Source organism: Rhizobium sp. 01T437 (assembly GCF_056398505.1).
On sequence record NZ_JBFTPM010000005.1, the window covers coordinates 15,287 to 42,282 of the forward strand.

The window sequence follows — 26,996 nt, forward strand, 5'->3', positions numbered from 1 at the left end:
AGGGAGCGTCAGATGGTATCCAGCTACGTTTTTCTTGTTCCGCCTGATGGTCAGCGCGAGGACACGCGCACGATCCGCGATGGTTTCTCGTGGCTTGCCTTCCTCTTCCCCTGGATTTGGCTGCTTGCGCATCGCCTCTGGCTTCATGCGATCATTGCTTTCGCACTACAGGCGATCGGCGGCGTGCTGACGGAAGAGCCAGGCTTCGGGCCGGCGGGCATGGCACTTGCCTTCGCGGTCAACCTGTTCGTCGGGTTCGAAGGACAGAATTTCCGCATCCGCAATCTCGCCTCCCGCGGCTGGCGGGAAGAGGCGGCGATCGGCGCTTCCTCGATCGACCTTGCGGAAGAGATCTATTTTTCCAATATCGAGACCGGCGCCGCTCTGAAAGCGCCCGAATGGAACCAGGCTTCCGGCCCACAAGCGCGGCAGAGCCATTCCACGTCCCTCGGTCTCTTCGGTTTTGATGGAGGACGCAAATAATGCGCGTCGCAATTATCGATTACGGCTCTGGCAATCTGCGCTCGGCCACCAAGGCTTTCGAGCGCGCGGCCCGCGAAGCCGGCATCGAGGCGGAGATCAATCTGACCGACAAGGCGGAGATCGTTGCCGCGGCCGACCGTATCGTGCTGCCGGGTGTCGGCGCCTATGCCGATTGCCGTCGCGGGCTCGATGCCGTGCCCGGCATGACGGAAGCCCTGCTCGAAGGCGTCGAGCGGAAGGCGCGTCCATTCCTCGGCATTTGCGTCGGCATGCAGCTCATGTCCTCACGCGGTCTTGAGAAGACGACGACCCAAGGCTTCGGCTGGATTCCGGGCGATGTCGTCGAGATGACGCCTGCTGATCCAGAGCTGAAGATCCCGCAGATCGGCTGGAACACGCTCGACCTGAAACATGAACATCCGCTTTTCGACGGCATCCCAACCGGGCCAGATGGCCTGCACGCCTATTTCGTGCACTCCTACCATCTCGCCGCCGAAAATGCCGGCGACGTCATTGCCACCACCGACTATGGCGGGCCGATGACGGCCTTTGTCGGGCGGGACAATATGGCCGGCTCCCAGTTCCACCCGGAAAAAAGCCAGAAGCTTGGGCTGGCGTTGATCGCGAATTTCCTGCGCTGGGCGCCGTAAAGGCTGGCTTTTAATACGCGCGCCTTATTTCCCCTTTAATTGAAAGGGCAGTTACAGGAGCGCGCCCAATGCCGGCTTCGCGGAAATCAGGCAAGATATTCTACAGGCTGCGACCCTCCAGAGAGGGGCAGCCACCTTTTGTCGATATCAGGCTGCCCGGCGGGACGATCATCCGCCAGGTCGATGAGGCCCTACATCGCAAAGCACTCGCGAACGCGGCCAAGGCACTCAAAGAGAGGCTCGGCGGCTGATGCAGGAAACCTTTCCAGGAAACGAGAATTCACGGCTGCGATCAGGCGAAATAAGCGCCGACGATCTCGCCGAAGCGGTGCTGGAATTCTACATCGAAGGCGAAGACGATCTGATCGGCCTGCTTGCCTATGCTCTTTACGAGCGCCAGAAGCGCGACTTCATCGTCAGCCATCGCAAGCGCAATGCCGGCCGCTCGCCCAACGAGGTGGAAATCGCGGCGGTGACAAGCAACTACCTCTCGGCCGATCTGCGCAGCACGCTGCGCGACCGCGCCTCGCAGATCCTTTCGAGCTATGCCGATACCTATGTCGAAGCCATGGAGCCGCAGATCCAGCTCGTGGCCACCAACAGCGAAGCGCTGCGGCAGGCGCGCGATATCGAAAAGTCCGTGAAGAAGCGCACCGGTTTCTGGCGACAGGTCCGAGTGGCCTTCACCGTAATCCTGCTGCTGATCGTGCTTTTTGCCGCGGTCGCCATTGCCGCTGTCTTTTTTCGTTCGGATATCGTAGATGCGTGGAATGCACTGATGGTGCCCACGACGCTACGGACTTGAGACGAATGATCCTTTTTCCCGCGATCGACCTGAAGGGTGGACAATGCGTTCGCCTGAAGCTCGGCGACATGCAACAGGCAACGGTCTACAACACCGATCCGGCTGCCCAGGCGAAATCCTTCGAAGAGCAGGGTTTCGAATGGCTGCACGTGGTCGATCTCGACGGCGCCTTTGCAGGACATTCGGCTAATGGCGACGCCGTTGAAGCGATCCTCAAGGCCACGAAAAATCCGGTTCAGCTTGGCGGCGGCATCCGCACGCTTGAGCATATCGAGAATTGGCTGTCGCGCGGGCTGCGTCGCGTGATCCTCGGCACCGTTGCCGTCCGTGACCCGGCGCTCGTCATCGAAGCCTGCAAGACATTTCCGGGCCGTGTCGCCGTCGGCATCGATGCCAAAGGCGGCAAGGTGGCCGTCGAAGGCTGGGCGGAGGCTTCCGAACTCGGCATTATCGAACTCGCAAAGAAATTCGAGGGCGCTGGCGTTGCCGCGATCATCTATACTGATATCGATCGCGACGGCATCCTGACCGGCATCAACTGGACATCGACGCTGGAGCTGGCGGACGCTGTCTCCATCCCGGTCATCGCATCGGGCGGCCTCGCCTCGATCGAAGACATCAAGCGCATGCTGCAGCCGGACGCCCGCAAGCTTGAAGGCGCCATCTCCGGCCGGGCCCTTTATGATGGGCGGATCGACCCCAAGGAGGCGCTCGATCTCATCAAGGCCGCACGGGCAAAGGAGACCACATAATGACCCTGAAAGCCCGCGTGATCCCCTGCCTCGACGTCAAGGACGGCCGTGTCGTCAAGGGCGTCAATTTCCTCAATCTGGTCGATGCCGGCGATCCCGTCGAGGCGGCGAAAGCCTATGATGCGGCCGGCGCCGACGAGCTGTGCTTCCTCGACATCACCGCCTCCTCGGACAATCGCGAGACGATCTTCGATGTCGTGGCGCGCACGGCCGAGCAGTGCTTCATGCCGCTCACCGTCGGCGGCGGCGTGCGGACCATTGCCGATATCCGCAAGCTGCTGCTTTGCGGTGCCGACAAGGTCTCGATCAATTCGGCTGCGGTCAACAATCCGGATTTTGTGGCCGAAGCGGCTGACAAGTTCGGCGACCAGTGCATCGTCGTGTCGATCGATGCCAAGCGCCGGCTGACGCAAAAAGTCGGCGGCGACAATCTCAGCGCCTGGGAAATCTATACGCATGGCGGCCGCAACGCGACCGGCATCGACGCGGTGGAATTCGCCCAGAAGATGGTCGCCCGCGGCGCTGGCGAACTGCTCGTCACCTCCATGGACCGCGACGGCACGAAGATCGGCTACGATCTGGAGCTGACGCGGGCGATTGCCGATTCCGTCCGTGTGCCCGTCATAGCGTCGGGCGGTGTGGGTGATCTCGACGACCTGGTGGCCGGTGTGAAGGAAGGCCATGCCAATGCGGTGCTTGCCGCATCAATCTTCCATTTCGGCACCTATTCCGTAGGCGAAGCAAAACACTATATGTCTGAGCGCGGCATCGCGATGCGCCTCGACTGAGTTTGAAAGCAATATCATGAGCGGATTTTCCCTTTCCGACCTTGAGCGGATCGTCGAAGAACGGGCGAAGGCCTCTCCGGACGAATCCTGGACCGCCAAGCTGGTGGCCAGCGGCCAGCAGAAAGCAGCCAAGAAACTCGGCGAGGAAGCGATCGAAGCTGTCATGGCGGCCGTCACCAACGACCGCGATAACCTCACCTATGAAGCAGCCGACGTTCTCTATCACCTAATGGTCGTATTGAAGATTGCTGAAATACCGCTAGAGAATGTCATGACCGAACTTGCGCGAAGGACCGCGCAATCCGGCCTCAAGGAAAAGGCCATCCGGCAGAGTTCATGAGCATCGCGACACAGATTATCGGAGTGGCGGAAAAGCTGGATCACTTCCAGAGTGCATCCTTTTCCCCCTATCACTTCTTCACATCGAAACAGTGGGCGAAGTTTCGTGCCGACACGCCGATGACGCTGACGGCCGATGAGGTCAAACGGCTCCGCTCCATGGGCGACCCGATCGACCTCGACGAAGTCAGGCGCATCTACCTGTCGCTCTCGCGCCTGCTTTCCGCGCATGTGGAATCCTCGCAGCTGCTGTTCGAGCAGCGCAACCGTTTCCTCAGCCTGTCGGACGTGACGAAGACGCCATTCGTGATCGGCATTGCCGGTTCGGTGGCCGTCGGAAAATCCACCACGGCGCGTATCCTGAAAGAGTTGCTCGGCCGGTGGCCTTCCAGCCCCAAGGTCGATCTCGTCACCACGGACGGTTTCCTCTATCCCAATGCCGTGCTGAAGCGCGAGAACCTGATGCAGCGCAAGGGTTTTCCGGAAAGCTACGATACGGGCGCGATCCTGCGTTTCCTGTCGGCGATCAAGGCTGGCCTGCCGGATGTGAAGGCGCCTTCCTATTCGCACCTCGTCTATGACGTGCTGCCGGACGAATATAAGATCGTCGACCGGCCTGACATCTTGATCTTCGAGGGCATCAATGTTCTGCAATCGCGCGATCTGCCAGCTGACGGCAAGATCGTCCCGATGGTGTCCGACTTCTTCGACTTCTCGATCTATATCGACGCCGAGGAAACCCAGATCCACAACTGGTATGTGACGCGTTTTATGCGGCTCAGGGAAACGGCCTTCCGGGATCCGAATTCCTACTTCCATCGTTACGCATCGATCAGCGATGAGGAAGCGATCGCGATCGCGGAGGACCTCTGGGCGAACATCAACCTCAAGAACCTGCGCCAGAACATCCTGCCGACACGGCCGCGCGCGGATCTCATCCTGCGCAAGGGCAAGGACCACTTGATCGAGCAGGTGGCACTGCGCAAGCTCTAGGATTTTGGTGGGTTAGGGATTAACGCGGCGAAGCGTCAGGTTGATGCGCCCGCCGTTCTTCAGAAGCGTCGAGCTGGCCGGGTAGATGCGGTCCACGCCGTGGAAGCAGAGCCGCCCCTCCCCACCCAGAATGACGAGATCACCGCTCGACAGTTTGAAGGACATGGTCTTGTCGTTACGGTTCATTCCACCCACGCGAAACAGGCAGGCATTGCCGAGCGAAATCGAGACGACCGGCGCTTTCAGGTCGTTCTCGTCCTTATCCTGATGCAGGCCCATGCGCGCTTCATCAGAGTAGAAATTGACGAGGCAGGCTTCGGGCGGCTTGTCATAGCCCGAAACATCGTTCCAGATTTCCAGCAATTCCGAAGGGATTGACGGCCATGGCCTGCCGGTCGCCGGATGCATCGGCTGGTAGCGGTAGCCGCGCTCCTTGTCCGTGACCCAGCCGAGCGAGCCGCAATTGGTCATCCGGACCGACATAGGCTTGCCGGTGCCCGGCATGACCGGCACGTAGAGTGGCGCTTCAGCGACTATAGTCCTGATCATGCCCACTAGCGCTTCCTGACGGGCGCGATCCAGATATTCGGGAAGATGGCGGACGCCGCTCAGGAGTTCCGGCATTTCATTCTCCGCCGCCCGGCCGGCCGCGCATCTTCTTGACTTCCGAACGGCCGGATTTTTCCTTCAGCCTCCGTTCAATCGAGCCCTTGGTCGGCTTTGTCTTCTTACGCGGTGGCGGTGGCGGCTTGGCGGCCTCCAGGACCAGTTCCTTCAGCCGCTCGCGCGCATCCTCGCGGTTGCGGTCCTGGCTGCGGAACCGGCTTGCCTCGATCATCAATACGCCGTCCTTCGACATGCGCCTGCCGGCAAGCTTGATCGCATTGGCCTTGACCCGCTCGTTGAGTGAGGGCGAGTTCGGGATGTTGAAGAAGAGCTGGACGGCGGTCGACACCTTGTTGACGTTCTGACCGCCCGGACCGCCCGCCAGAACGAACTGTTCCGTCAGCTCCCATCCGGCGATGGTGATCCTGTCGTTAATATAGAGCGCGTCGCTGGCCATATCGCCTTCTAGCGCATAATGGCTGCGAATTGAAAGCGGGTGAAATCCAGCGCAAGGGCGACGAAAACCCGGCGCTGGCGCGACCGGAAACCCGGCGCTGGGAACACCGGGTTTCACGTGAATCGCCAAGGATTTGGCGAATTATTCGGCAGCGACCTTGATGCCGGGTGCTGCATCGCGCACGCCGCAGTCGACATGATCCTCGAACTTGGCGAAGTTGGCGATGAACATGGAGACCAGCTTTTCGGCCTGCGCGTCATAGGCCGGCTTGTCGGCCCAGGTCGAACGCGGATCAAGGATGCCGGTGTCAACGCCTTCGACTGCGACCGGAACGGCAAAGCCGAAATTTGGATCAGCGCGAAGCTCAGCCTTGGCGAGTTCGCCCGAAAGGGCAGCCGTCAGCAATGCGCGGGTTGCCTTGATCGGCATGCGTTTGCCGATGCCGTAGGCGCCGCCGGTCCAGCCGGTGTTGACGAGCCAGCACTCGACCCCGTGGCGGCCGATGAGCTCCTTCAGCAAGTTGCCGTATTCGGCCGGATGGCGCGGCATGAAGGGAGCGCCGAAGCAGGTCGAGAAGGTTGCTTCCGGTTCCACGACACCCTTTTCCGTGCCAGCCACCTTGGCGGTGTACCCAGAGAGAAAGTGGTACATGGCCTGGTCGGGCGTCAGCTTGGCGATCGGCGGCATGACGCCGAAAGCGTCGGCCGTCAGCATGATGATGGTTTTCGGATGGCCTGCGAGACCGGTTTCCGATGCATTCGGAATGAAATCCATCGGGTAGGCGCAGCGTGTGTTTTCGGTCAGCGACGCATCATCGAAATCCGGCTCGCGGTTTTCGTTGAGAACGACGTTTTCAAGTACGGTGCCGAAGCGCTGGGTGGTGGCATAGATTTCCGGCTCAGCCTCTGCCGAGAGGCGAATGGTTTTGGCGTAGCAGCCGCCTTCGAAATTGAAGATGCCGTTTTCACTCCAACCGTGCTCGTCATCGCCGATCAATGTGCGGGCCGGATCGRCCGAAAGCGTCGTCTTGCCGGTGCCAGAGAGGCCGAAGAAGACAGCGGCATCGCCGGCGGGGCCGACATTGGCCGAGCAGTGCATCGGCATGACGCCCTTGGCGGGCAGCAGGTAGTTCAGCACGGTGAAGACCGATTTCTTCATCTCGCCGGCATAGGAGGTTCCGGCAATCAGAACGATGCCGTTCGTCAGATCGCAGGCGATCACCGTTTCGGTGCGGCAGCCATAACGCTCCGGATCGGCCTTGAAGCTCGGCAGGTCGATGATTGTCAGCTTCGGCGCAAAACTAGCAAGCGCATCGGCCTTCGGACGGATCAGCAGGTTACGGATGAAGAGCGAGTGCCAGGCGAATTCGGTCACAACGCGGGTCGGCAGCGCCTGCTCTGCATCGGCACCGCCGATAAGATCCTGCACAAAGAGGTCCTTGCCGGCGGCGTGAGCGAGCATGTCCTTATGCAGCAGGGCGAAATGCTCCGGCGACATCGGCTTGTTGTTGTCCCACCAGATCTGGCCATCGGTGTCTTCGTCGCGGACGACGAACTTGTCGCGCGGCGAGCGGCCCGTGTGCTGGCCGGTAGTCGCGCGAAGGGCGCCTTGGGCTGTCAGTTCGGCCTCTCCCCGGCGAATCGATTCCTCATAGAGAAGAGCGGCAGAGAGGTTGTAACGTACGCTCCGTACGTCGCTGAAACCGATCGTCGCCAGCTCGATTGCCTGGTTATGAACTCCGAACGTCTCCATAGCTTTTCCCTTCGCTGAGGCGCCTTGGCCGTTAAAATTAGCGCGAAAATAAGAGGAGAAATTTTAAATGGCAATAGCCTTAATCCAAGAAAAGACAATGATATCAAATAATTAATCGATTTAAATTCTCGAAGTCCATTTTAAATCGTTTGAAGACCGCCTGTTGAAACAACTTGTCGCACCACTTCCGATTGCCGCTTATACGGGTAGGCAATCTACCCCTTTATCTTTGCCACAATTTGTTCCACCTTTATCCTCCATAAGCGCAACCGGTCACGAAGACCGCCTGGGGACGACCAATCCGGGAGATTGCGCACTGATGACGGAGACCAACACCATGCCGACAATCGCGCTCGTTGACGACGACCGCAACATCCTCACTTCCGTGTCGATTGCACTGGAAGCAGAAGGATATAAGGTCGAGACCTACACGGACGGCGCTTCCGCGCTGGATGGCCTGCTCGCGCGTCCGCCGCAGCTGGCGATCTTCGACATCAAGATGCCGCGCATGGATGGCATGGAGTTGCTTCGCCGGCTTCGCCAGAAGTCGGACATCCCTGTCATCTTCCTGACTTCCAAGGATGAGGAGATCGACGAGCTCTTCGGCCTGAAGATGGGCGCCGACGATTTCATCACCAAGCCCTTCTCCCAGCGTCTGCTGGTCGAGCGCGTTCGCGCCGTTCTGCGCCGCGCGTCCAGCCGCGAGGCGGCGGCGGCCAGCGGCGGCGTTTCTGCAGCCGGCGCGCCGAAGGCGGGTGCAGTTCAGCAGGCCCGTTCGCTCGAGCGCGGCCAACTGGTCATGGACCAGGAACGCCATACCTGCACCTGGAAGGGTGAGGCAGTCACCCTCACCGTCACCGAATTCCTGATCCTGCATTCGCTGGCCCAGCGCCCGGGTGTGGTGAAAAGCCGCGACGCCCTGATGGATGCCGCCTATGACGAACAGGTGTATGTTGATGACCGCACCATCGACAGCCACATCAAGCGGCTGCGCAAGAAGTTCAAGATGGTCGATACTGACTTTGATATGATTGAAACGCTTTACGGTGTGGGTTATCGCTTCCGCGAAGCAGCCTGACGCCTCGAGGCGCGGCAAGAGACGGTTGAGGGCGGCGGGCCGGTCAAGCTGGCCCCGCCCTCCGAAAGGGCCTGTCATTGGCACAGTTGGTGCAGGAAAGGGATCTGGATGATGCGGAGGGTGTGAGCACCCGACGCGTCAGGGGAAGGCGTTGGTCGCATCCCTTCACCCTTATCCGCCGCATCTTCGGCAATGCCGTCTTTTCGAGCCTGACGCGCCGCATTGTCTTCTTCAACCTTGCGGCCCTGCTCGTCCTCGTCGGTGGCATTCTCTACCTCAACCAGTTCCGCGAAGGCCTGATCGACGCGCGCGTCGAGAGCCTGCTGACACAGGGTGAAATCATCGCCGGCGCGGTTTCGGCCTCGGCCTCCGTCGACACGAACTCGATTACCATCGATCCGCAGAAGCTGCTCGAACTGCAGGCCGGCCAGAGCATTACGCCGGTTCCGAACGACGAGGATCTCGAATTCCCGATCGATCCGGAAAAGGTGGCACCCGTTCTTCGGCGGCTGATCTCGCCGACCCGCACCCGCGCCCGCATCTTCGATGCCGATGCCAATCTGCTGCTCGATTCCCGGCATCTCTATTCGCGTGGCCAGGTGCTGCGTTTCGACCTGCCGCCGGTGGAGGAAGAAAAACAGACCTGGAGCGAATGGTTCACAGCCCTCTTCAACAAGGCACTGCAGCCGGGCAATCTTCCGGTCTACAAGGAAGCGCCTGGTGGCGACGGCTCGATCTATCCCGAGGTGATGAACGCGCTGACGGGTGTACGCGGCGCAGTCGTGCGCACGACTGAAAAGGGCGAGCTCATCGTTTCGGTTGCCGTGCCGATCCAGCGCTTCCGGGCCGTGCTCGGCGTGCTGCTACTGTCGACGCAGGCCGGCGATATCGATAATATCGTGCATGCCGAGCGTCTCGCCATCATGCGCGTCTTCGGTGTTGCGACTCTCGTCAACGTGCTGATGGCGCTCGTGCTTTCCTCGACCATCGCCAATCCGCTGCGCCGGCTTTCGGCGGCCGCCATCCGGGTGCGCCGTGGCGCCAAGGAACGCGAGGAAATTCCAGACTTTTCGGCGCGCCAGGACGAAATCGGCAACCTTTCCATAGCACTGCGCGAAATGACGACGGCTCTCTACGACCGGATCGATGCGATCGAGAGCTTTGCGGCCGATGTCAGCCATGAGCTGAAGAACCCGCTGACCTCGCTGCGTAGCGCCGTCGAAACACTGCCGCTCGCCAAATCCGACGATTCCAAGAAGCGGCTGATGGATGTCATCCAGCACGATGTCCGCCGTCTCGACCGTCTGATCAGCGATATCTCGGATGCATCCCGCCTCGATGCCGAGCTTGCGCGCGTTGATGCCGGCTCTGTCGATCTGGAAGTATTTCTGCGCGACCTCATCGACGTATCGCGCCAGATCCGCAGCACCAAGAAGAAGGTCGAGATAGACTATACCGTCGATCGCAAGCCGAACGTCAAGACGCGCTTTGTCGTCAAAGGACATGACCTGCGTATCGGCCAGATCATCACCAACCTGATTGAAAATGCCCGTTCCTTCGTACCGGAGCAGAATGGCAAGATCACGGTGCGTTTGGTCCGTACCCGTTCCCGTTGCGTCGTCTATATCGAAGACAACGGTCCGGGCATCCAGGCGGAGAATATCGACCGCATCTTCGAACGCTTTTATACCGACCGGCCAGAATCCGAAGGCTTCGGTCAGAATTCCGGCCTCGGGCTTTCCATCAGCCGGCAGATCGCCGAGGCGCATGGGGGTTCATTGCGGGCCGAAAACATCGTCGACGACGAGAGTGGCAAGCTGCTCGGCGCCCGCTTCATCCTTGCCCTTCCGGCCGATGCCGCGGCATGATCAACATCCACGCCACCGCAATCGTGATCGGAAAGACCGGCCTGCTGTTCACCGGCCCCTCAGGCTGGGGCAAGTCGATGACCGCTTTTACCTGCATGGCCGAGGCTCGGCGGCAGGGTGTTTTTTCTGTCCTCGTGGCCGATGATCAGGTACTTCTTTCGAAACAGGACGGAGTAATCACTGCCGCCTGTCCGCCCGCTATTGCCGGGCTCATCGAATTGCGCGGCACCGGGATCGTAAAGCACTATCATATCGCCCAGGCAGCGATGCATTTTGCAGTCCTGCCAGCCAGCGCCACGGGCGAAAACCGGCTCCCTGCGGAGGGAGAAACCGTCGTTCTTGCCGAGGGTTTCGAACTGCCTGTACTGCGACTATTGCCCAATCTTCCCCTGCCTCTTGCCGTGTTGATCGCAAAAGCACCGGAAATAGGAAGTTGAGGCCTTCCGGACGGCCCGATACGGCCTATATATTTATATTTTTATCTTGCACTTCGGCTTTTGATCGCCAAGATGTGCCCCCACCGGTGGACGTAATTGCTGCGTTGCGATATTGGGGCCACGGTTTGCGTATGCCATGGGAGCAGTAATATCATGATCGGACTTGTGCTTGTCACTCATGGCAAGCTGGCTGAAGAGTTTCGTCATGCCGTAGAGCACGTCGTCGGTCCTCAGAAATTCATCGAAACGGTCTGCATCGGACCGGAAGACGATATGGACCAAAGACGACAGGACATTCTCGAAGCCGTTTCCGGCGCAGACGACGGCCATGGCGTCGTCATTCTCACCGACATGTTCGGCGGTACCCCTTCCAATCTCGCAATCTCGGTGATGAGCAGTGGCCACACCGAAGTCATCGCCGGCGTCAACCTGCCGATGCTGATCAAGCTCGCCGGCGTACGCGGCGAGAACAATATGGAAAAGGCACTTGCCGAGGCTTCCGAGGCAGGCCGCAAATACATCAATGTTGCGAGCCGGGTCCTGAGCGGAAAGTAAGAAGCCTCCATGACACCGCTCTCCCGGGAACTCCTTATTATCAACAAGCGCGGCCTGCATGCGCGCGCCTCGGCAAAGTTCGTCCAAACGGTCGATGCCTTCGATGCAACGATCACCGTTTCCAAAGATGGCATGACGGTGGGGGGAACCTCTATCATGGGCCTTATGATGCTTGCAGCAAGCCCCGGCTCCAGCGTCATCGTCTCGGCGACCGGCAACCAGGCTGCCGAAGCACTGAATGCCCTCGATCAGCTCATCCAGAACAAGTTCGGCGAAGAAATCTGATCTTCAGCGCCATATAAAGATATAAAGACTTCTTTATATCCCCGTTGCCTTCACGGCCGAAGCCTGCTAAACGGCGAGCATGACGTGCATTCCGCACGTGTTCGATCCGTTGCGGTCATCGTCGCGTCCTTGCGATGTTTTTGAGATGTTTTCAGCCTGGAGAGCCCTATGAGCACTGAAAAAGATTATGTTGTCGCCGATATCGGTCTTGCAGATTTCGGCCGCAAGGAAATCACCATCGCCGAAACCGAAATGCCCGGCCTGATGTCCTGCCGCGCCGAATTCGGTGAATCCAAGCCGCTGAAGGGCGCGCGTATCACCGGCTCGCTGCACATGACGATCCAGACGGCCGTTCTCATCGAGACGCTGGTCGCCCTCGGCGCCGAAGTCCGCTGGGCTTCATGCAACATCTTCTCGACGCAGGACCATGCCGCTGCCGCGATCGCTGCTTCCGGCGTTCCGGTCTTCGCGATCAAGGGCGAATCTCTCGAAGATTACTGGGTCTACACCGACAAGATCTTCCAGTGGGCCGATGGCGGCCTCTCCAACATGATCCTCGACGATGGCGGCGATGCCACCATGTACATCCTTCTCGGCGCTCGCGCCGAAGCCGGTGAGGACGTTCTCTCCAATCCGCATTCCGAAGAAGAAGAAATCCTCTTCGCGCAGATCAAGAAGCGCCTCGCCGCTTCGCCCGGCTGGTTCACCAAGCAGCGTGAAGCCATCAAGGGTGTCACCGAAGAAACCACGACAGGCGTCAACCGTCTTTACCAGCTCAGCCAGAAGGGCCTCCTGCCGTTCCCGGCGATCAACGTCAACGATTCCGTCACCAAGTCGAAGTTCGACAACAAGTACGGCTGCAAGGAATCGCTGGTTGACGGCATCCGCCGCGGCACCGACGTGATGATGGCCGGCAAGGTTGCCGTCGTSTGCGGTTACGGCGATGTTGGCAAGGGTTCTGCGGCTTCGCTTTCCGGCGCTGGCGCCCGCGTCAAGGTCACGGAAGCCGATCCGATCTGCGCCCTGCAGGCCGCCATGGACGGTTATGAAGTCGTTCTGCTCGAGGACGTCGTTTCCTCCGCCGATATCTTCATCACCACGACCGGCAATAAGGACGTCATCCGCATCGACCATATGCGTCAGATGAAGGACATGGCGATCGTCGGCAATATCGGCCACTTCGACAACGAAATCGAAGTCGCTGCGCTGCGTAACCTGAAGTGGACAAACGTCAAGCCGCAGGTCGACCTGATCGAGTTCCCGAAGGGCAACCGCATCATCCTTCTCTCCGAAGGCCGCCTCTTGAACCTCGGCAACGCGACGGGCCATCCGTCCTTCGTCATGTCGGCCTCGTTCACCAACCAGACGCTGGCGCAGATCGAGCTCTTCACCAAGCCCGGCCAGTACGAGAACAAGGTCTACATCCTGCCGAAGCACCTCGACGAGAAGGTCGCGCGCCTGCACCTCGACAAGCTCGGCGTAAAGCTTACCCAGCTCAGCGAAGAGCAGGCTGCCTATATCGGCGTGAAGCCGCAGGGTCCGTTCAAGTCCGACCACTACAGGTACTGATTTCGCCTTCGATATCCACAAGATGTGGTGGCCCCGGCATTGACAAATGCTGGGGCTTATTTTTTGGGCGCTCTCTTTCCGACGATTCCCTTCCGAAGTATTGTTTTGAGACTTGATTCGTGGCTTCGGAGCTCTCCGTTTTCCACGAAAATGGGATGTCTTGTCGTGATGCGGCACATTAAAGGACGGAGACATACCGAGGATGTCGGAAATGAAACACAGCCTGCCCAGCCAGGTGGAGGGTCGCGCATATGCCGCTGACCGGCCGCTTCAGGCAGGCCGAAAATATAGGTTTGCCGCGGTCCCTGTGACTGCAAGGCAAAAGCATTGGTCTTTGGCACGTATTGCAAAGCTGTGCGCTGCGAGCACTGCAGTCATCGCACCGGCTTGGCCGGTTCTGGCGCAGGCGCAGCCAAGTATTGGTGCGTCGGCACATCTTTTCACCTCCTCGCAAGTTGTTGGCCTTTCCGTCGTCATTGGCGTTATTTCGGCCGCCCTGCTTTCGACGCTCTGGCTGGTGCGGCAGCGCGGCAATCTCGAAAATGAAAGCCGCGAGATCCGCTCGGCGCTTTCGGACGCGCAGCAGCGCATCTCCCAATATGAGGCGCTCATTGCCGACAAGAACCGGCGCATCGTCATCTGGGATGGCGTCGCCCGGCCGGAACTGCTCGGCCAGCTTCCGCCGGAAACAGGCGCTCCACAGGACAATGAATTCCTTGCCTTCGGTCTCTGGCTGAAGGCGCGATCGGCTTCCGAGCTGGAGCGGGCGGTCGGCCGTCTCCGTGAACAGGCCGAGAGTTTCGACATGGTGATCGAGACTATCAGAGACGAGGTAATCGAAGCACAAGGCCGAGTTTCCGGCGGTCGCGCCTTCGTGCGCTTCGTGGCGCTCAACAATCTGCGCGCCGAGCTGGCTGAATTGAAGATTGAGCGCGATCGGCTGATGACGTCGATCTCGGCCTTCCAGAGCATGCTGGACGCCATCGACATGCCGGCCTGGCAACGTGATACCGCCGGGCGTCTGACCTGGGTAAACCATGCCTATGGCGATGCCGTGGAAGCGCAATCGCCGCAGCAGGCCGTTAATGAAGGCCGTGAAATCCTGACGACGATCGCCCGCGAGCGCATCCACGCCACGGCAACGCCGGAATCGCCTTTCCACGACACAATTTCGACAGTCGTGCGCGGCAACCGCACGTTCTTTGATGTGGTCGACGTAAAGGTCCCCAGCGGCTCGGCCGGCCTTGCCGTCGATGTTTCCGATATCGAAGCGGTTCGCGCCGAACTGGAGCGGACGCTTAAGAGCCATGCTGAAACACTCGATCATCTGGCGACACCCGTCGCCATTTTCGACGGTGATCGCCGGCTGCAATTCTACAATCAGGCCTTCGTCTCGCTCTGGGAGCTCGATATCGCGTTCCTCGAAAGCAAGCCTGACAACAGTGAGCTTCTGGAACGCCTTCGTGCAGCCAAGAAACTGCCCGACCAGCTGAACTGGAAATCGTGGAAGGAAACGGCGCTTTCCGTCTATCGTTCGCTCGATACGCAATCCGACCTCTGGCACCTGCCGAACGGGCAGACGCTGCGCGTCTTTGCGACCGCGCATCCGCAGGGTGGTGCTACCTGGGTTTTCGAGAACCTGACCGAACAGGTGGATCTCGAAACGCGCTACAATACGCTGGTGCAGGTGCAGGGCGAGACGATCGACCATCTGTCGGAAGGCGTTGCAGTCTTCGGGCCTGACGGCCGTATCCGCCTCTCCAACCCCGCGTTCCGGGCGCTCTGGGGCATCACGGAGACCGAAGCCAAACCCGGCACGCATATCCGCGGCATCGGCGAGGCTTGCGCCCCGTCCTATGACCAGCCCGACGGCTGGAAGACCTTTGCAGAGTTGATCACCAGCTTCGACGACGAGCGTCGTTCCAGCCAGGGAACGCTCGAACTGCTGTCTGGCCTCGTGCTCGACTTTGCTGTCATCCCGCTGCCCAACGCTCAGACCATGCTGACCTTCGTCAACATGACCGACAGCGTACGGGCCGAACGGGCGCTGACGGAAAAGAACGAAGCGCTGCGTAAGGCGGACGAGCTGAAGAATGACTTCGTGCAGCACGTCTCCTATGAGCTGCGCTCGCCGCTGACGAACATCATCGGCTTCACCGATCTGCTGCGCACGCCGGGTGTGGGGCCGCTGAACGCGCGGCAGGCCGAATATATCGACCATATCGCCACCTCGTCCTCCGTGCTCTTGACGCTCGTCAACGACATCCTTGATCTCGCGACTGTCGATGCCGGCATCATGCGGCTGAACTATGCGGAAATCGATCTCGCCGACCTTCTCGACGACGTTTCCATGCAGATCGCCGACAGGCTGCAAGAGAGCGGCGTTTCGCTGGAGATCACCGCGCCCGCCTATCTGGGCTCGATCGTTGCCGATCCGCAGCGGCTGAAGCAGATCCTGTTGAAGCTTCTCGCCAATGCCGCCAATTTCTCGCCCGAGGGCGCATCGATTGCGCTGGAGTGCCGCCGGGAAGGTACGGACTTCGTCTTCTCGGTGCGGGATCGCGGCCCCGGCATTTCGCCCGATATGATCGCGACCGTTTTCGACCGTTTCGCAACAGGCGCCAAGAGCGGAAAGCGTGGCGGCGCCGGGCTTGGCCTCTCGATCGTCGACAGCTTCGTCAGCCTGCATAATGGCGAAGTCAGCATCGACAGCGAGCCCGGCAGGGGAACAATGGTGACCTGCCGCATCCCTTCCATCAACCTGCCGCATTCCGTCGCTGCCGAATGACGCAAAGCGACGCTCTCTCGTTTTTCCTGGAAGACGAGGCGGCAACCCTCCGCCTCGGCAATGATCTGGCGCTGGCGCTGAAGGCCGGTGATTGCTTGGCACTGTCGGGCGATCTCGGCGCCGGAAAATCTTCGCTGGCGCGGGCTTTCCTGCGCACTATGGCTGATGATGACGGGCTGGAAGTTCCGAGCCCCACTTTTACGCTGGTGCAATCTTACGATCTGCGCATTCCCGTCTCGCATTTCGATCTCTACCGGCTCGGCGACCCCTCGGAACTGACGGAGCTCGGCTTCGACGAAGCGCTTGAAAACGGCATCTGCATCGTCGAATGGCCCGAGATGGCGGAAGGTGAGTTGCCCGTATCGCGCATCTCCCTGCGGCTCGAACATGAAGGTACCGGCCGTCGTGCCACAATCACGGCGCCGGAGAAGACTGGAGACCGTATCCATCGCGTGCTCGCGATCCGCAGCTTCCTTGCCGATGCCGGTTACGGAGAAGCCAAACGCCGATTCCTGACCGGGGATGCCTCGCTTCGGGCCTACGAATACGTCTATCCGAGCGACGCTTCGCGAAAGATACTCATGGACTGGCGGCCGCATCCCGAGGGACCACCGGTCTATGACGGCAAGCCCTATCCCAAGGTCGCGCATCTGGCACAGGACGCCTATCCTTTCGTCGCGATCGCCGATGCGTTGCGCGAGCGGGGCTTTGCGACGCCGGAGATCTACAAGGTCGATTATGAGCAGGGCATACTGCTGATCGAGGATCTCGGCACTGAAGGCATTCTGGACGAGAACGGCCAGCCGATTGCCGAGCGCTACCGCGCGAGTGTCGCCTGCCTTGCCCATCTTCATTCGATGCAGATCCCGCAGGAAATCCCGGTTACGGCCACACATACGCATCACATTCCGGATTTCGATCGCACCGCCATGAAGATGGAAGTGCGGCTCGTGCTCGACTGGCATATCGCCTGGAAACGGGGCACGGGGCCAACGGATGCCGAGCGTGACGATTATCTGGCGATCTGGGATAATCTGATCGACGAGCTGCAATTGGCCGAGAAGAACCTGCTGCTGCGTGATTTCCATTCGCCCAACATCATCTGGCGCGAACATGAAAGCGACATCCGCAAGATCGGCATCATCGACTTCCAAGATGCGATGATCGGACCGACCGCCTATGATCTTGCTTCCATCGTTCAAGATGCCCGCGTCACGATCGAACCGGATCTCTTCCGTCAGTTGATGGACGACTATCTTTCGCTCCGACAGGCCCAAGGCGGTTTTGACGAAGCTGGATTCATGAAGGCATGGGCTATCATGTCGGCGCAACGCAACTGCAAGCTTGCCGGCCTGTGGGTGCGGCTCTTGCAGCGGGACGGCAAACCCGGCTATCTGCAACATATGCCGCGTACGCTGTCTTATCTGAAGGTGGCGCTGGAACACGAGGCGCTTGCCCCCTTGCGCGAATGGTGCACAAGGGCTGGAATAGTCCCAGTCGAATCATAAGACCGGATCAGTATGACCATCAGACAAGCCATGGTACTGGCCGCGGGGCTCGGAACCCGCATGCGCCCGATTACCAACACGATTCCGAAGCCTCTTGTGAAGATCGGCGGAAAGCCGATGATCGACTATGCGCTGGATTCGCTTGTCGAAGCCGGCGTAGAGCGGGCTGCCGTCAATGTCCATCATTTCGCCGACCAGATGGAAGCTCACCTTAAGAGCTATCCCGGGCTTGATATCCTCGTTTCCGACGAGCGCGAGGCGCTGATGGATTCCGGCGGCGGGCTGGCGAAGGGGCTGAAGCTGCTCGGCCGCGAACCGGTTTTCGTCATGAATGCTGATCTTTTCTGGATCGGCGAGCCGGCGGGTCAACCAAGCAATCTGCGACGATTAGCCGGATTCTTTGATGCCGAGCGCATGGATATGGCGCTGCTCTGCGTGCGCATCAAGGACACGACGGGGCATAACGGCAAGAATGATTTCAGCCTGGGGTCTGACGGTCGATTGACGCGCTATCGCGACGATCCCTCCAATCCGGTTGTTTATGCCGGTGCGATTGTCATGTGCCCTGCGCTGCTGGACGATGCACCCGAAGAACCCTTCAACCTCAATATCTATTTCGACAAGGCGATCGCCCGCGGCCGGCTTTTCGGCATGGTGATGGAAGGTCATTGGCTGACGGTCGGCACGCCTGATGCGATTGACGATGCGGAGGAGACGATCCGGCGGTTCCGGACGTTTGCGTGACGCATGGTAGAGCGGCACCGGCCACGCATTCTGACGATCCCATCCGGCCTTCCCTTCCTGAAGACGCTGGCAAGTTCGCTTTGTGACGGACGCCTGACACCGCTTTTCCGGCATGATCCCGCCGATCCGCTTTCGCTTGCCAAGGTGACGATCTATCTGCCGACCCGACGCGCCGTACGCGTGCTGCGTTCGGAATTCGTCGATCTGCTCGGCGGCCGTTCGGCGATCCTGCCGGTCATCCGGCCACTGGGAGAGACGGATGACGACAGCGGCTATTTTGACGAAGCGCTGCCCGCGACCATCGATCTTGCCCAACCGCTTTCCAATACCGCGCGCCTTCTGGAACTGGCGCGGCTGATCCTTGCCTGGCGCAACAAGCTGCCGGAGATCGTCCGACACATCCATTCGGAATCGCCTCTCGTCGCGCCAGCAAGCCCGGCGGATGCCATCTGGCTTGCCCGCAATCTGGCGGAACTGATCGATTCGATCGAAACCGAGGATCTTGCATGGTCTGAACTCGGCAAGCTCGATACGGGTGACTATGCGGCCTGGTGGCAATTGACGGCGGAATTCCTGCAGATCGCCAGTGCCTTCTGGCCGGACCGTCTGATCGAACTTGGGCGATCGTCGCCGGCCCGCCATCGCAATGCCATTCTGCGCGCCGAAGCCGGCCGGCTCTCGATGATGAGGCCTGCCGGTCCGATCATCATTGCCGGTTCGACGGGTTCGCTTCCTGCCACGGCCGATCTCATCGGCACCGTGGCGAACCTTCCAGAAGGCGTGATCGTGTTGCCCGGCCTCGACCTTTCCATACCGGAGGAGCACTGGTCTCTGGTCGCTCCTGATCTCCTGCCGGGTCAACGGGCCAATCCAGCGAGCCGCACACATCCGCAGTATGGTCTTTCCCTTCTGCTGAAGCGGCTGAAACTCACCCGCGAGGACGTTCAGCCGATCGAGGAAGCGGAAGCCGATCTGCGCTCTCGGGCGGAAGTCCTCTCGCGGGCGCTGACTCCATCGGAAGCCACAAGTGGCTGGGGCGATTGGAAAAAAGACCTGCCGGAAGGGACCGTTGCCGCGGCATTCGCGGACGTATCGATGATCGAAGCCGCCAACGAGCGCGAGGAGGCGACGGCGATTGCCGTTGCCCTGCGGCTTTCGCTGGAACAGCCGGGCAGAGATGGCGAAAGCAGGGCCGCGCTTATTACGCCAGACCGCAATCTGGCGCGCCGTGTTATGGCGGAGCTTTCCCGCTTCGGCATTCTCGCCGACGATTCGGCCGGTACGCCACTTTCGGCAACGCCGCAGGGCACGCTGCTGCAATTGCTCCTGGAATCGACGCTGCGTCCCGGCGATCCTGTCGCCATCGTTTCGCTGCTCAAACATCCGCTTGCCCGCTTCGGGCTGGAGCGTGGCTTTCTGACCGGGGCCGTCGAGGCATTGGAGTTGCTGGCACTGCGCGGCGGCGTGACGGAAGTGAATATCGGATCGCTCGAACAGCTGCTCGACCATCAGCTTTCGGAACAGGCGCTCGACAGGCACGTGCCGGTGTGGCGCAAATCGCTGCCATCTGAAGCGGCAGAGATGGCCCGCAGGTTAGCCCAGAAAATTGAACGTGCCGTGGAGCCGCTGGTTTCGGCGCTCGTGCGGCATCGTGGGGATGATGATGGCCAGACGACGGGCATCGCGCTCTCGCAATGGGCCGAACGGACGGGCCGCGCTCTGGAAGGTATCGCTGCCGACGAACATGGCAATCTGGCAAGCCTCTGGTCCGGTGAAGCGGGCGATGCCCTGGCAAGCCTGCTTGGCGAAGTCATCGATACCGATGGCCAGATGGAAGCGGATGGGCCGCAATGGATCGATATCATGGTGGCGCTCTCCGCCGGCCATGCCGTGAAGCCCGGTGCCCTCAGCCACCCTCGCCTCTTTATTTTCGGTACGCTGGAAGCGCGCCTGCAAAATGTCGATACACTGATCCTCGGCAGCCTCAATGAAGGATCATGGCCGGGACAKACCGCCAACAATCCCTTCGTCTCCCGTATGATGAAGACAGAAATCGGGCTGGAGCCGCCGGAACGGCGCATCGGCCAGCTGGCACATGATTTCGAGATGGCGAACGGCACGCGCCATCTGATCTATTCACGCGCCTTGCGTCAGGGTTCGACGCCAACGGTCGCCTCCCGATGGCTGCAACGGCTGCTGGCGCTCGGCGGCGAAGATTTCGAAGAGCAATTGCGCAAGCGGGGCGCGCGCTTCGTTCACTGGGCAAACCAGATAGACCTCGGTGACAATCAGGCGCCAGCGCAGAGGCCCTCCCCAAAGCCGCCACGGGAACTGCAGCCCAAATCCTATTCCTTCAGCGAAGTTGGCCGGCTGCGCCGCGACCCCTATGCGATTTATGCGCGGCGCGTGCTGCGGCTCGATCCCGTCGACCCGTTCAATCGCGATCCGGGCGCGGCGGAACGCGGTACTCTCTACCACAAGATCATCGATCGCTTTGTTCGCGAAGACCATATGGCAGGAACGCAGGAGGCGGCAGCGGCGATGGAAATCATCCTGACCGAACTCTTCGACATGGAGCAGTTGCCGCCGCATATCGACGCCGTCTGGCGGCCGCGCTTCCGCGAAGTTGCGCGCGCTTTCCTCAACTGGGAGGCCGGGCGGCAGCCCGATGTGCAGAAGAGGCTGACGGAAGTGAGGGGCGGCGTCGAACTCGAGGGGATCGATATCCGGCTCACCGGCGTTGCCGACCGTATCGATATCAAGGGGCCAAACAGCGCCGACATCATCGACTACAAGACCGGCTACAACCCCTCTCCCACACAGGCCCGCGCCTTGCTCGACCCGCAGCTCGCGCTTGAGGCCGCCGCCCTTCAGGCCGGCGCTTTCCGTGATGCCGGCAGCCTGGTACCGAACGACCTCCTCTATGTCCGCTTGCGGCCGGGCAGCCGCTTCCTGGTGGACAAGGTCAATAATGAGGAGGCCAACAGCGACAAGGCAAAATCGGCAATGCAGCTTGCCGAGGAATCGATCGACCAGCTGGTGAAATTGGTCACCCTGCTGCAGTCGGGCGAACGAGGTTTTACCTCGCGGCTGATCCCAGCCCAACAATTCGATTTCGGCGGCGATTACGATCATCTTGCCCGCGTTGCGGAATGGGCAACCGCTGACCCGGAAGGAGGAGGCGATGAATGATCCGACCGCGCTTCCCGAGGGCGATGATCCCGGTACCTGGATCGGCTGGACGACGATCCAGCAGGCGATCGCTTCTGATCCGGCCCGTTCTGCCTGGGTTTCGGCCAATGCCGGCTCCGGCAAGACACATGTTCTGACCCAGCGGGTGATCCGGCTGCTGCTTGCCGGGGCACGGCCTTCCGCCATTCTCTGCCTCACCTATACGAAGGCTGCCGCCTCCGAGATGTCGAACCGCGTTTTCGAGCGGCTGGCAGAATGGGCGATTTTTCCGGATGAGGAACTTGCGAGACGCATCACCCAGATCGAAGGTCGTGAGCCGGATTCGCTAAAGCTCGCCGAAGCAAGACGACTGTTTGCCAAGGCGCTGGAAACACCCGGTGGGCTGAAGATCCAGACGATCCACGCCTTCTGCGAAGCGCTGCTGCACCAGTTTCCGCTGGAAGCGAACGTCGCCGGACATTTCTCCGTCCTCGATGACCGGGCGGCAGAGACGCTGCTTGCCGATGCGCGACGCTCGCTGCTGACGGCAACGGCACCGGAGAACGACCGGAACCTCGCTGGCGCCTTCACCTATGTGCTTAATCTCGGCGATGAAGCCGGGCTTGAAAATCTGCTCGGCGAGATCGTTGCCAACCGCAACGCCATACGCCGCTTCATAACCGCTGCCGAACAGCATGGCGGCGCCGACAAGTTGCTGCGAAAGAAACTCGGGCTCTCAGCTGACGATACGGAAGAGGGGCTGGCCGAGCGATACTGGCCCTTGCCGGGGCTCTCGGATGCGGTGCTGGAACTTTACCTTTCGCTCGCCGCTGCAAAGGGTGGCGCGAAGGCTCAAGACGTCGCCGAGGGCTTGCGTCGTGCCGCCCGCGAACGGGATGTTACCGCGCGCGCGCAGATTCTGGAGAAAGTTTTTCTGACATCGAAAGGTGAGCCGAAGACGGACGGGCAATTCTTTGTCAAGGCGATGCTTGCCGAAGCACCGCAGCTTAGTGATGCTATCGCTTCTGCGCGTGCGCATGTCGTCAATTGCCGCGACCGGCTGAAATTGATGCGGATGCACACAGCAACCCATGCCGCTCTCGTGCTCGCGGACCGTCTGAACCGGGATTATGAGGAGCTGAAAAAGCAGCGCAGCCATCTCGACTTTGAGGACCTGATCACCCGCACTGCGGACCTGCTCACCAAGAGCGGCGTCGGTCCGTGGATCCATTACAAGCTCGATCAGGGTATCGACCATATCCTCGTCGACGAGGCGCAGGATACCAGCCCTATTCAATGGAGCGTTATCCAGTCGCTGGCGGAGGATTTCTTCTCGGGAGAAAGTTCGCGGCCTGTCGTCCGGACACTGTTTGCCGTCGGTGACGAGAAACAGTCCATCTATTCCTTCCAGGGCGCGCGGCCGGAGCGGTTTTCCGAGGAGAAGGAACGAACGCAGCGTCGCGTGCAGAACAGCGGCCTCGCCTTCTCGACCGTTCGCCTGCCGCTGTCCTTCCGCTCMACCTCCGACGTGCTGCTCGCCGTCGATCACATCTTCACCCCACCGGAGAATGCACGCGGCCTCGGCACCGAGCCGGTCGTTCATCGCTCCAGCCGTATCGGCCACCCTGGGGCCGTCGATCTCTGGGAAATGGTCGTGCCCGATGTCGTGGTAAAGGACGAGGACTGGACTGCTCCCTTCGACGCGACGCCCGAGAGCGCACCAGCCGCCGTTCTTGCACGGCGCATCGCTCACACGATCGGTACTCTCGTCGGACTCGAAACGATCGTCGAAAAGGGCAAGGAACGCTTCATAGAAGCCGGCGATATCCTCGTTCTCGTCCGCAAACGCGACGCCTTCGTCAATGCGCTGACGCGTGAACTGAAGCGGCGTGGCGACATTCCCGTCGCCGGCGCGGACCGGCTGGTACTGACCAGTCATATCGCCGTACAGGATCTGCTGGCGCTCGGCCGTTTTCTGCTCCTGCCGGAAGACGATCTTTCGCTCGCCGCTCTCCTGAAAAGCCCTCTCTTCAATCTTTCGGAGGAGGATATTTTTGCGGTTGCAGCGCTGCGCGACGACCATGAAAGCGTCTGGCACCATCTTCGCAAATATGCCGCTGACGGTAATGAGCGCCTCGGCGCGGCCGTCACAAGGCTGGAGCTCTTTCTTGCCCAGTCCCGAAGCCTTTCGGTCCATGATTTCTATGCCCGTGTCCTCGGCAGTCATGGCGGCAGGCGGCAGTTTCTGGCGCGTCTCGGTAGCGAAGTCAGCGATATCCTCGACGAATTCCTGACCTTTGCGCTCGATCACGAGACATCGGGTCTCCCCGGCCTGCAATCCTTCATCTCGACGCTTGAGCTTGAAGCGCCGGAAGTGAAGCGCGAACAGGACAAGGGCCGCAACGAGGTGCGCATCATGACGGTGCATGCCTCCAAAGGTCTCGAAGCGCCAATCGTCTTTCTGGTCGATGGCGGCTCCAAGGCTTTTACCCACACCCACCTGCCAAAGCTCCGGCTGCTTGATGCCGGGCCGGACGAGCCGCCGATACCGGTGTGGATTCCCGTCAGTGATCTCGGCAATTCGCTGACGTTGACCGATGCAGCACGCATCCAGCTTCTTGCCGAAGAGGAATACCGGCGCCTGCTCTACGTGGCGATGACACGCGCCGCCGACCGGCTGATCGTCTGCGGCTATCGCGGCGTGCGGCTGAACAACGACACCTGGCATATGATGATTTCCACTGCGCTCGATGCGGAGCATCCGCATGTCGAAAAGGCAACGTTCTCGGGCCCGGACGGAGAGTGGGACGGCATGCGCTGGCGTGTGCCGCAGGTCGAGCGCAGCTTCGAGCGAATGGACCGTGCGCCTGAGCGGGCAACGGTCGAAATGGTTCCCCCAGACCTGTTCCGCCCTCTACCGCCGCAGAAACAATTGCCGCGGCCACTCAGCCCTTCCGGTGCCGGAACGATCATTGATGAGGAGGCCGATGATCTCCTGGTGACCTCACCGCTCTTCGGCGATCAAGAGGGCAGCGATCGTTCCCTGGAAAAGGGCCGTCTTATCCATCGGATGCTTCAGGCTCTTCCCGATATTCCGGTGGAGGAGCGGGCCGATGGAGCGAAGCGTTATGCTGAACGCGCCGCGCGATTCTGGCCGGCTATAGAGCGGCAGGCTTTAGTCGATTCGGTTGTGAAACTATTGCATGATGAGAGGCTTCAAGCCGTCTTCAATGTTCATGCTCAGGCAGAAATCTCGATCATGGGAACCTTGACACTGGAAGGCCGGGAGTATGCAGTCTCCGGTCGGATTGACCGGCTTGCTGTCCTGCCAGACAGCGTCGTCATTCTGGACTACAAGACAAATCGCATTCCACCGACAAGCGAAGACAAAATCCCTTTTGCGCACAAGGCGCAGCTTGCGATCTATCGAGAAATACTGAAGCCGCTCTATCCTGCCAAACGGATCGATTGCATGCTGGTCTATACGGAAAATGCGACCATCCATACTCTTGGCGAACAGGCTTTGGCTTCGGCACTTGCAGGACTCAACACAAAGTGAAATATCGGACATTGAAATTCCGGCACCGCACCCTCACATGTTACGCAACAGCAAATTCCGGTAAAGGAGCAGCCTATGGCTACCGTTAAGGTCGATATCAACAACTTCCAGTCGGAAGTTCTGGAGTCCGCAGAACCCGTCGTCGTCGATTTCTGGGCTGAATGGTGCGGTCCGTGCAAAATGATTGCTCCGAGCCTCGAAGAAATCGCGACGGAACTGGCCGGCAAGGTCAAGGTCGCCAAGCTCAACATCGATGAAAACCCGGAACTGGCCGCCCAGTTCGGCGTTCGCTCGATCCCGACGCTCGCGATCTTCAAGGGCGGCGAAGTTGCCGATATCTCGATCGGCGCAAAGCCGAAGACGGCGCTTTCCAACTGGATTTCCAGCGCAGCCTGATGATATCGATAGTTCGATGCAAAAAGCCCGGCACTTGCCGGGCTTTTTCATTTAGGGGGTGTGCCGTTTTCCGCCAGCACGTCGCCCACGAGATAAAGAGAGCCGCCTATGAGGATACGCGGCGGCGGCGCCTCCGGGTCAACAGTCGAAGCGATGGCGTCCAGGGCGTCGATGACTGATGACATCGGCTCGGCCACGAGACCGGCATCATAGGCGGCGTGGGCCAGAATCACCGGATCGACCATTGCTTCGCTGCCACGGATCGGCACGCAATAGATCTTCTCTGCCAGGTCCGCGAAGGCCTTGAAATAGCCGACCGGGTCCTTGGTGTTGATCATGCCCGATATCAGGAACAGCGGACGGGACTGGCGTTCTTCGAAATTCGCCATGGCTTCAGCAATCACCTCACCGGCACCGGGATTGTGGCCGCCATCGACCCAGATTTCCGACCGTGCCGGCGCGTGGCTCAGAAGCCTGCCTTCCGTCAATTTCTGCAGGCGGCCGGGCCACTCCACCGTTTCCATTGCCTTTTCCATCATCGACTCGGCGACGGTAAAGCCTGCAGCCTTGACAGCCCTGATGGCGGCTGCGGCATTGGCATATTGATGGCGACCAGGAAGGCGCGGCAAAGGCAGATCCGCGAGGCCGAAATCATCCTGATAGATCAGCCGGCCATATTCCTCGTGCGCGATGAAGTCCTGGCCGAAAACGGCGCTCGGGCAGTGCAACCGCTCGGCCGTCGACATCAGCACGTCAAGGGCTGCGTCATACTCCTGATGGCCAATGACGACGGAATGGCCGCGTTTCATGATGCCGGCCTTTTCCGCAGCGATCAGCTCCACCCGGTCGCCGAGATAGGGTTGATGATCGAGTGAAATCGGCATGATGACCGAAACGGCGGGATCCTCGATGACGTTCGTCGCGTCGAAACGACCGCCGAGACCGACCTCGATGATTGCGGCATCGGCTGGATGTTCAGAGAAAAGAATGAAAGTGACGGCCGTCAGTATTTCAAAGACGGTGATCTTCTCCCCGCCATTGGCCTTCGCCACGCGTCGCAAAGCTTCTGCGAAAACTGCATCATCAACCAGTTGACCACGCCCACTTGGAACACCCAGACGGTAACGTTCATGCCAGTTTACGAGATGCGGAGAGGTATGGACATGGACACTGTAGCCGCCCGCTTCCAGAAGCGCGCGGCAGAAAGCCGACGTCGAGCCTTTGCCGTTGGTGCCGGCGATATGGATGACGGGGGGAAGGTTCCGCTCCGGATTGCCAAGCGCCTCCAGAAGGCGCTTGATGCGATCCAATGACAAATCGTAGCCCTTGGGATGCAATCCCATGAGCTTTTCGATCTCCTGCGCCGCCTCACTCACTGCGATCTGGCCTCTGTCTGTCATCGGCCCGCCCTAT

24 protein-coding genes are annotated in these 26,996 nt (G+C 60.2%); 20 read left to right on the forward strand and 4 right to left on the reverse strand.

All coding sequences use genetic code 11. The features are described 5' to 3' along the window. Window positions 1-12: 12 nt before the first annotated feature. From AC1DM5_RS10990 to coaA, 8 genes are all read left to right on the forward strand, one after another. Window positions 13-483, forward strand: coding sequence for a DUF2628 domain-containing protein (locus AC1DM5_RS10990; RefSeq protein WP_477819843.1), 471 nt, complete (start codon window positions 13-15; stop codon window positions 481-483). Then, window positions 483-1,133: an imidazole glycerol phosphate synthase subunit HisH gene (hisH, locus tag AC1DM5_RS10995; RefSeq protein WP_113322134.1), complete on the forward strand. Its 651-nt coding sequence runs from the start codon at window positions 483-485 to the stop codon at window positions 1,131-1,133. Before AC1DM5_RS10990 ends, hisH begins: the two co-directional genes overlap by 1 nt. Before the next feature lie 68 nt (window positions 1,134-1,201). After that, window positions 1,202-1,384, forward strand: coding sequence for a hypothetical protein (locus AC1DM5_RS11000; protein ID WP_477819844.1), 183 nt, complete (start codon window positions 1,202-1,204; stop codon window positions 1,382-1,384). After that, entirely contained in the window at window positions 1,384-1,938 is a 555-nt protein-coding gene (locus AC1DM5_RS11005; protein WP_477819845.1) for a hypothetical protein, read from the forward strand. Before AC1DM5_RS11000 ends, AC1DM5_RS11005 begins: the two co-directional genes overlap by 1 nt. A 5-nt stretch (window positions 1,939-1,943) precedes the next feature. Then, window positions 1,944-2,690, forward strand: a complete 747-nt coding sequence (gene hisA / locus AC1DM5_RS11010) for a 1-(5-phosphoribosyl)-5-[(5-phosphoribosylamino)methylideneamino]imidazole-4-carboxamide isomerase (protein ID WP_477819846.1) — start codon at window positions 1,944-1,946, stop codon at window positions 2,688-2,690. Continuing rightward, window positions 2,690-3,478, forward strand: a complete 789-nt coding sequence (gene hisF, locus AC1DM5_RS11015) for an imidazole glycerol phosphate synthase subunit HisF (RefSeq protein WP_113183711.1) — start codon at window positions 2,690-2,692, stop codon at window positions 3,476-3,478. Before hisA ends, hisF begins: the two co-directional genes overlap by 1 nt. 16 nt (window positions 3,479-3,494) lie before the next feature. Beyond that, window positions 3,495-3,818 (forward strand): phosphoribosyl-ATP diphosphatase, encoded by a 324-nt coding sequence (locus tag AC1DM5_RS11020; protein WP_477819847.1) that lies wholly within the window; start codon window positions 3,495-3,497, stop codon window positions 3,816-3,818. Continuing rightward, window positions 3,815-4,810 carry a type I pantothenate kinase gene (coaA, locus tag AC1DM5_RS11025; RefSeq protein ID WP_310389856.1) on the forward strand — a complete coding sequence of 332 codons (996 nt, stop codon included), beginning with the start codon at window positions 3,815-3,817 and terminating at the stop codon, window positions 4,808-4,810. The genes AC1DM5_RS11020 and coaA overlap by 4 nt, the downstream gene beginning before the upstream one ends. Window positions 4,811-4,822: 12 nt before the next feature. Here the strand turns inward: coaA and AC1DM5_RS11030 are convergent, their stop codons facing one another. From AC1DM5_RS11030 to AC1DM5_RS11040, 3 genes are all read right to left on the reverse strand, one after another. Next, complete coding sequence (locus AC1DM5_RS11030) at window positions 4,823-5,434, reverse strand: alpha-ketoglutarate-dependent dioxygenase AlkB family protein (RefSeq protein ID WP_477819848.1); 612 nt, start codon at window positions 5,432-5,434, stop codon at window positions 4,823-4,825. A gap of 1 nt (window position 5,435) precedes the next feature. After that, entirely contained in the window at window positions 5,436-5,873 is a 438-nt protein-coding gene (arfB, locus tag AC1DM5_RS11035) for an alternative ribosome rescue aminoacyl-tRNA hydrolase ArfB (RefSeq protein ID WP_310389852.1), read from the reverse strand. 141 nt (window positions 5,874-6,014) lie between these two features. Next, window positions 6,015-7,625 carry a phosphoenolpyruvate carboxykinase gene (locus tag AC1DM5_RS11040; RefSeq protein ID WP_477974984.1) on the reverse strand — a complete coding sequence of 537 codons (1,611 nt, stop codon included), beginning with the start codon at window positions 7,623-7,625 and terminating at the stop codon, window positions 6,015-6,017. 337 nt (window positions 7,626-7,962) lie between these two features. On the opposite strand from AC1DM5_RS11040, the gene AC1DM5_RS11045 reads away from it, so the two are divergent. The 12 genes from AC1DM5_RS11045 (at window position 7,963) to trxA (ending at window position 25,583) form a co-directional block, all read left to right on the forward strand. After that, a complete protein-coding gene (locus tag AC1DM5_RS11045; RefSeq protein WP_477819946.1) occupies window positions 7,963-8,703 on the forward strand; it encodes a response regulator transcription factor in 741 nt (246 codons plus the stop codon). A gap of 77 nt (window positions 8,704-8,780) precedes the next feature. Beyond that, window positions 8,781-10,571, forward strand: a complete 1,791-nt coding sequence (locus AC1DM5_RS11050) for a stimulus-sensing domain-containing protein (protein WP_477819850.1) — start codon at window positions 8,781-8,783, stop codon at window positions 10,569-10,571. After that, window positions 10,568-11,008, forward strand: coding sequence for an HPr kinase/phosphorylase (locus tag AC1DM5_RS11055; protein ID WP_477819851.1), 441 nt, complete (start codon window positions 10,568-10,570; stop codon window positions 11,006-11,008). The genes AC1DM5_RS11050 and AC1DM5_RS11055 overlap by 4 nt, the downstream gene beginning before the upstream one ends. A 153-nt stretch (window positions 11,009-11,161) precedes the next feature. Next, window positions 11,162-11,563: a PTS sugar transporter subunit IIA gene (locus AC1DM5_RS11060; protein WP_007813746.1), complete on the forward strand. Its 402-nt coding sequence runs from the start codon at window positions 11,162-11,164 to the stop codon at window positions 11,561-11,563. A gap of 9 nt (window positions 11,564-11,572) precedes the next feature. Then, window positions 11,573-11,848: an HPr family phosphocarrier protein gene (locus AC1DM5_RS11065; RefSeq protein ID WP_007813748.1), complete on the forward strand. Its 276-nt coding sequence runs from the start codon at window positions 11,573-11,575 to the stop codon at window positions 11,846-11,848. A gap of 168 nt (window positions 11,849-12,016) precedes the next feature. Next, window positions 12,017-13,417: an adenosylhomocysteinase gene (gene ahcY / locus AC1DM5_RS11070; protein ID WP_477819852.1), complete on the forward strand. Its 1,401-nt coding sequence runs from the start codon at window positions 12,017-12,019 to the stop codon at window positions 13,415-13,417. Window positions 13,418-13,619: 202 nt separating this feature from the next. Beyond that, entirely contained in the window at window positions 13,620-16,205 is a 2,586-nt protein-coding gene (locus AC1DM5_RS11075; protein WP_477819853.1) for a sensor histidine kinase, read from the forward strand. Then, window positions 16,202-17,713 carry a tRNA (adenosine(37)-N6)-threonylcarbamoyltransferase complex ATPase subunit type 1 TsaE gene (tsaE, locus tag AC1DM5_RS11080; protein ID WP_477819854.1) on the forward strand — a complete coding sequence of 504 codons (1,512 nt, stop codon included), beginning with the start codon at window positions 16,202-16,204 and terminating at the stop codon, window positions 17,711-17,713. The genes AC1DM5_RS11075 and tsaE overlap by 4 nt, the downstream gene beginning before the upstream one ends. A gap of 12 nt (window positions 17,714-17,725) precedes the next feature. Next, window positions 17,726-18,457 carry a nucleotidyltransferase family protein gene (locus AC1DM5_RS11085; RefSeq protein WP_477819855.1) on the forward strand — a complete coding sequence of 244 codons (732 nt, stop codon included), beginning with the start codon at window positions 17,726-17,728 and terminating at the stop codon, window positions 18,455-18,457. Window positions 18,458-18,460: 3 nt separating this feature from the next. Continuing rightward, on the forward strand, window positions 18,461-21,649 hold the full coding sequence (gene addB, locus AC1DM5_RS11090; RefSeq protein WP_477974986.1) for a double-strand break repair protein AddB: 3,189 nt from the start codon (window positions 18,461-18,463) through the stop codon (window positions 21,647-21,649). After that, window positions 21,642-25,187 carry a double-strand break repair helicase AddA gene (addA, locus tag AC1DM5_RS11095; RefSeq protein ID WP_477819857.1) on the forward strand — a complete coding sequence of 1,182 codons (3,546 nt, stop codon included), beginning with the start codon at window positions 21,642-21,644 and terminating at the stop codon, window positions 25,185-25,187. The genes addB and addA overlap by 8 nt, the downstream gene beginning before the upstream one ends. A gap of 75 nt (window positions 25,188-25,262) precedes the next feature. Beyond that, window positions 25,263-25,583: a thioredoxin gene (gene trxA, locus AC1DM5_RS11100; protein ID WP_007813761.1), complete on the forward strand. Its 321-nt coding sequence runs from the start codon at window positions 25,263-25,265 to the stop codon at window positions 25,581-25,583. A 47-nt stretch (window positions 25,584-25,630) separates the two neighbouring features. Here the strand turns inward: trxA and AC1DM5_RS11105 are convergent, their stop codons facing one another. Beyond that, complete coding sequence (locus AC1DM5_RS11105) at window positions 25,631-26,983, reverse strand: bifunctional folylpolyglutamate synthase/dihydrofolate synthase (RefSeq protein ID WP_477974988.1); 1,353 nt, start codon at window positions 26,981-26,983, stop codon at window positions 25,631-25,633. Window positions 26,984-26,996 lie beyond the last annotated feature (13 nt).

Bases quoted from the DNA above. Each gene is read 5' to 3' on its own strand.
- AC1DM5_RS10990 (WP_477819843.1), top strand. From the start codon at position 13: ATGGTATCCAGCTACGTTTTTCTTGTTCCGCCTGATGGTCAGCGCGAG.
- hisH (WP_113322134.1), top strand. From the start codon at position 483: ATGCGCGTCGCAATTATCGATTACGGCTCTGGCAATCTGCGCTCGGCC.
- AC1DM5_RS11000 (WP_477819844.1), top strand. From the start codon at position 1,202: ATGCCGGCTTCGCGGAAATCAGGCAAGATATTCTACAGGCTGCGACCC.
- AC1DM5_RS11005 (WP_477819845.1), top strand. From the start codon at position 1,384: ATGCAGGAAACCTTTCCAGGAAACGAGAATTCACGGCTGCGATCAGGC.
- hisA (WP_477819846.1), top strand. From the start codon at position 1,944: ATGATCCTTTTTCCCGCGATCGACCTGAAGGGTGGACAATGCGTTCGC.
- hisF (WP_113183711.1), top strand. From the start codon at position 2,690: ATGACCCTGAAAGCCCGCGTGATCCCCTGCCTCGACGTCAAGGACGGC.
- AC1DM5_RS11020 (WP_477819847.1), top strand. From the start codon at position 3,495: ATGAGCGGATTTTCCCTTTCCGACCTTGAGCGGATCGTCGAAGAACGG.
- coaA (WP_310389856.1), top strand. From the start codon at position 3,815: ATGAGCATCGCGACACAGATTATCGGAGTGGCGGAAAAGCTGGATCAC.
- AC1DM5_RS11030 (WP_477819848.1), bottom strand. From the start codon at position 5,434: ATGCCGGAACTCCTGAGCGGCGTCCGCCATCTTCCCGAATATCTGGAT.
- arfB (WP_310389852.1), bottom strand. From the start codon at position 5,873: ATGGCCAGCGACGCGCTCTATATTAACGACAGGATCACCATCGCCGGA.
- AC1DM5_RS11045 (WP_477819946.1), top strand. From the start codon at position 7,963: ATGCCGACAATCGCGCTCGTTGACGACGACCGCAACATCCTCACTTCC.
- AC1DM5_RS11055 (WP_477819851.1), top strand. From the start codon at position 10,568: ATGATCAACATCCACGCCACCGCAATCGTGATCGGAAAGACCGGCCTG.
- AC1DM5_RS11060 (WP_007813746.1), top strand. From the start codon at position 11,162: ATGATCGGACTTGTGCTTGTCACTCATGGCAAGCTGGCTGAAGAGTTT.
- AC1DM5_RS11065 (WP_007813748.1), top strand. From the start codon at position 11,573: ATGACACCGCTCTCCCGGGAACTCCTTATTATCAACAAGCGCGGCCTG.
- AC1DM5_RS11075 (WP_477819853.1), top strand. From the start codon at position 13,620: ATGTCGGAAATGAAACACAGCCTGCCCAGCCAGGTGGAGGGTCGCGCA.
- tsaE (WP_477819854.1), top strand. From the start codon at position 16,202: ATGACGCAAAGCGACGCTCTCTCGTTTTTCCTGGAAGACGAGGCGGCA.
- AC1DM5_RS11085 (WP_477819855.1), top strand. From the start codon at position 17,726: ATGACCATCAGACAAGCCATGGTACTGGCCGCGGGGCTCGGAACCCGC.
- trxA (WP_007813761.1), top strand. From the start codon at position 25,263: ATGGCTACCGTTAAGGTCGATATCAACAACTTCCAGTCGGAAGTTCTG.
- AC1DM5_RS11105 (WP_477974988.1), bottom strand. From the start codon at position 26,983: ATGACAGACAGAGGCCAGATCGCAGTGAGTGAGGCGGCGCAGGAGATC.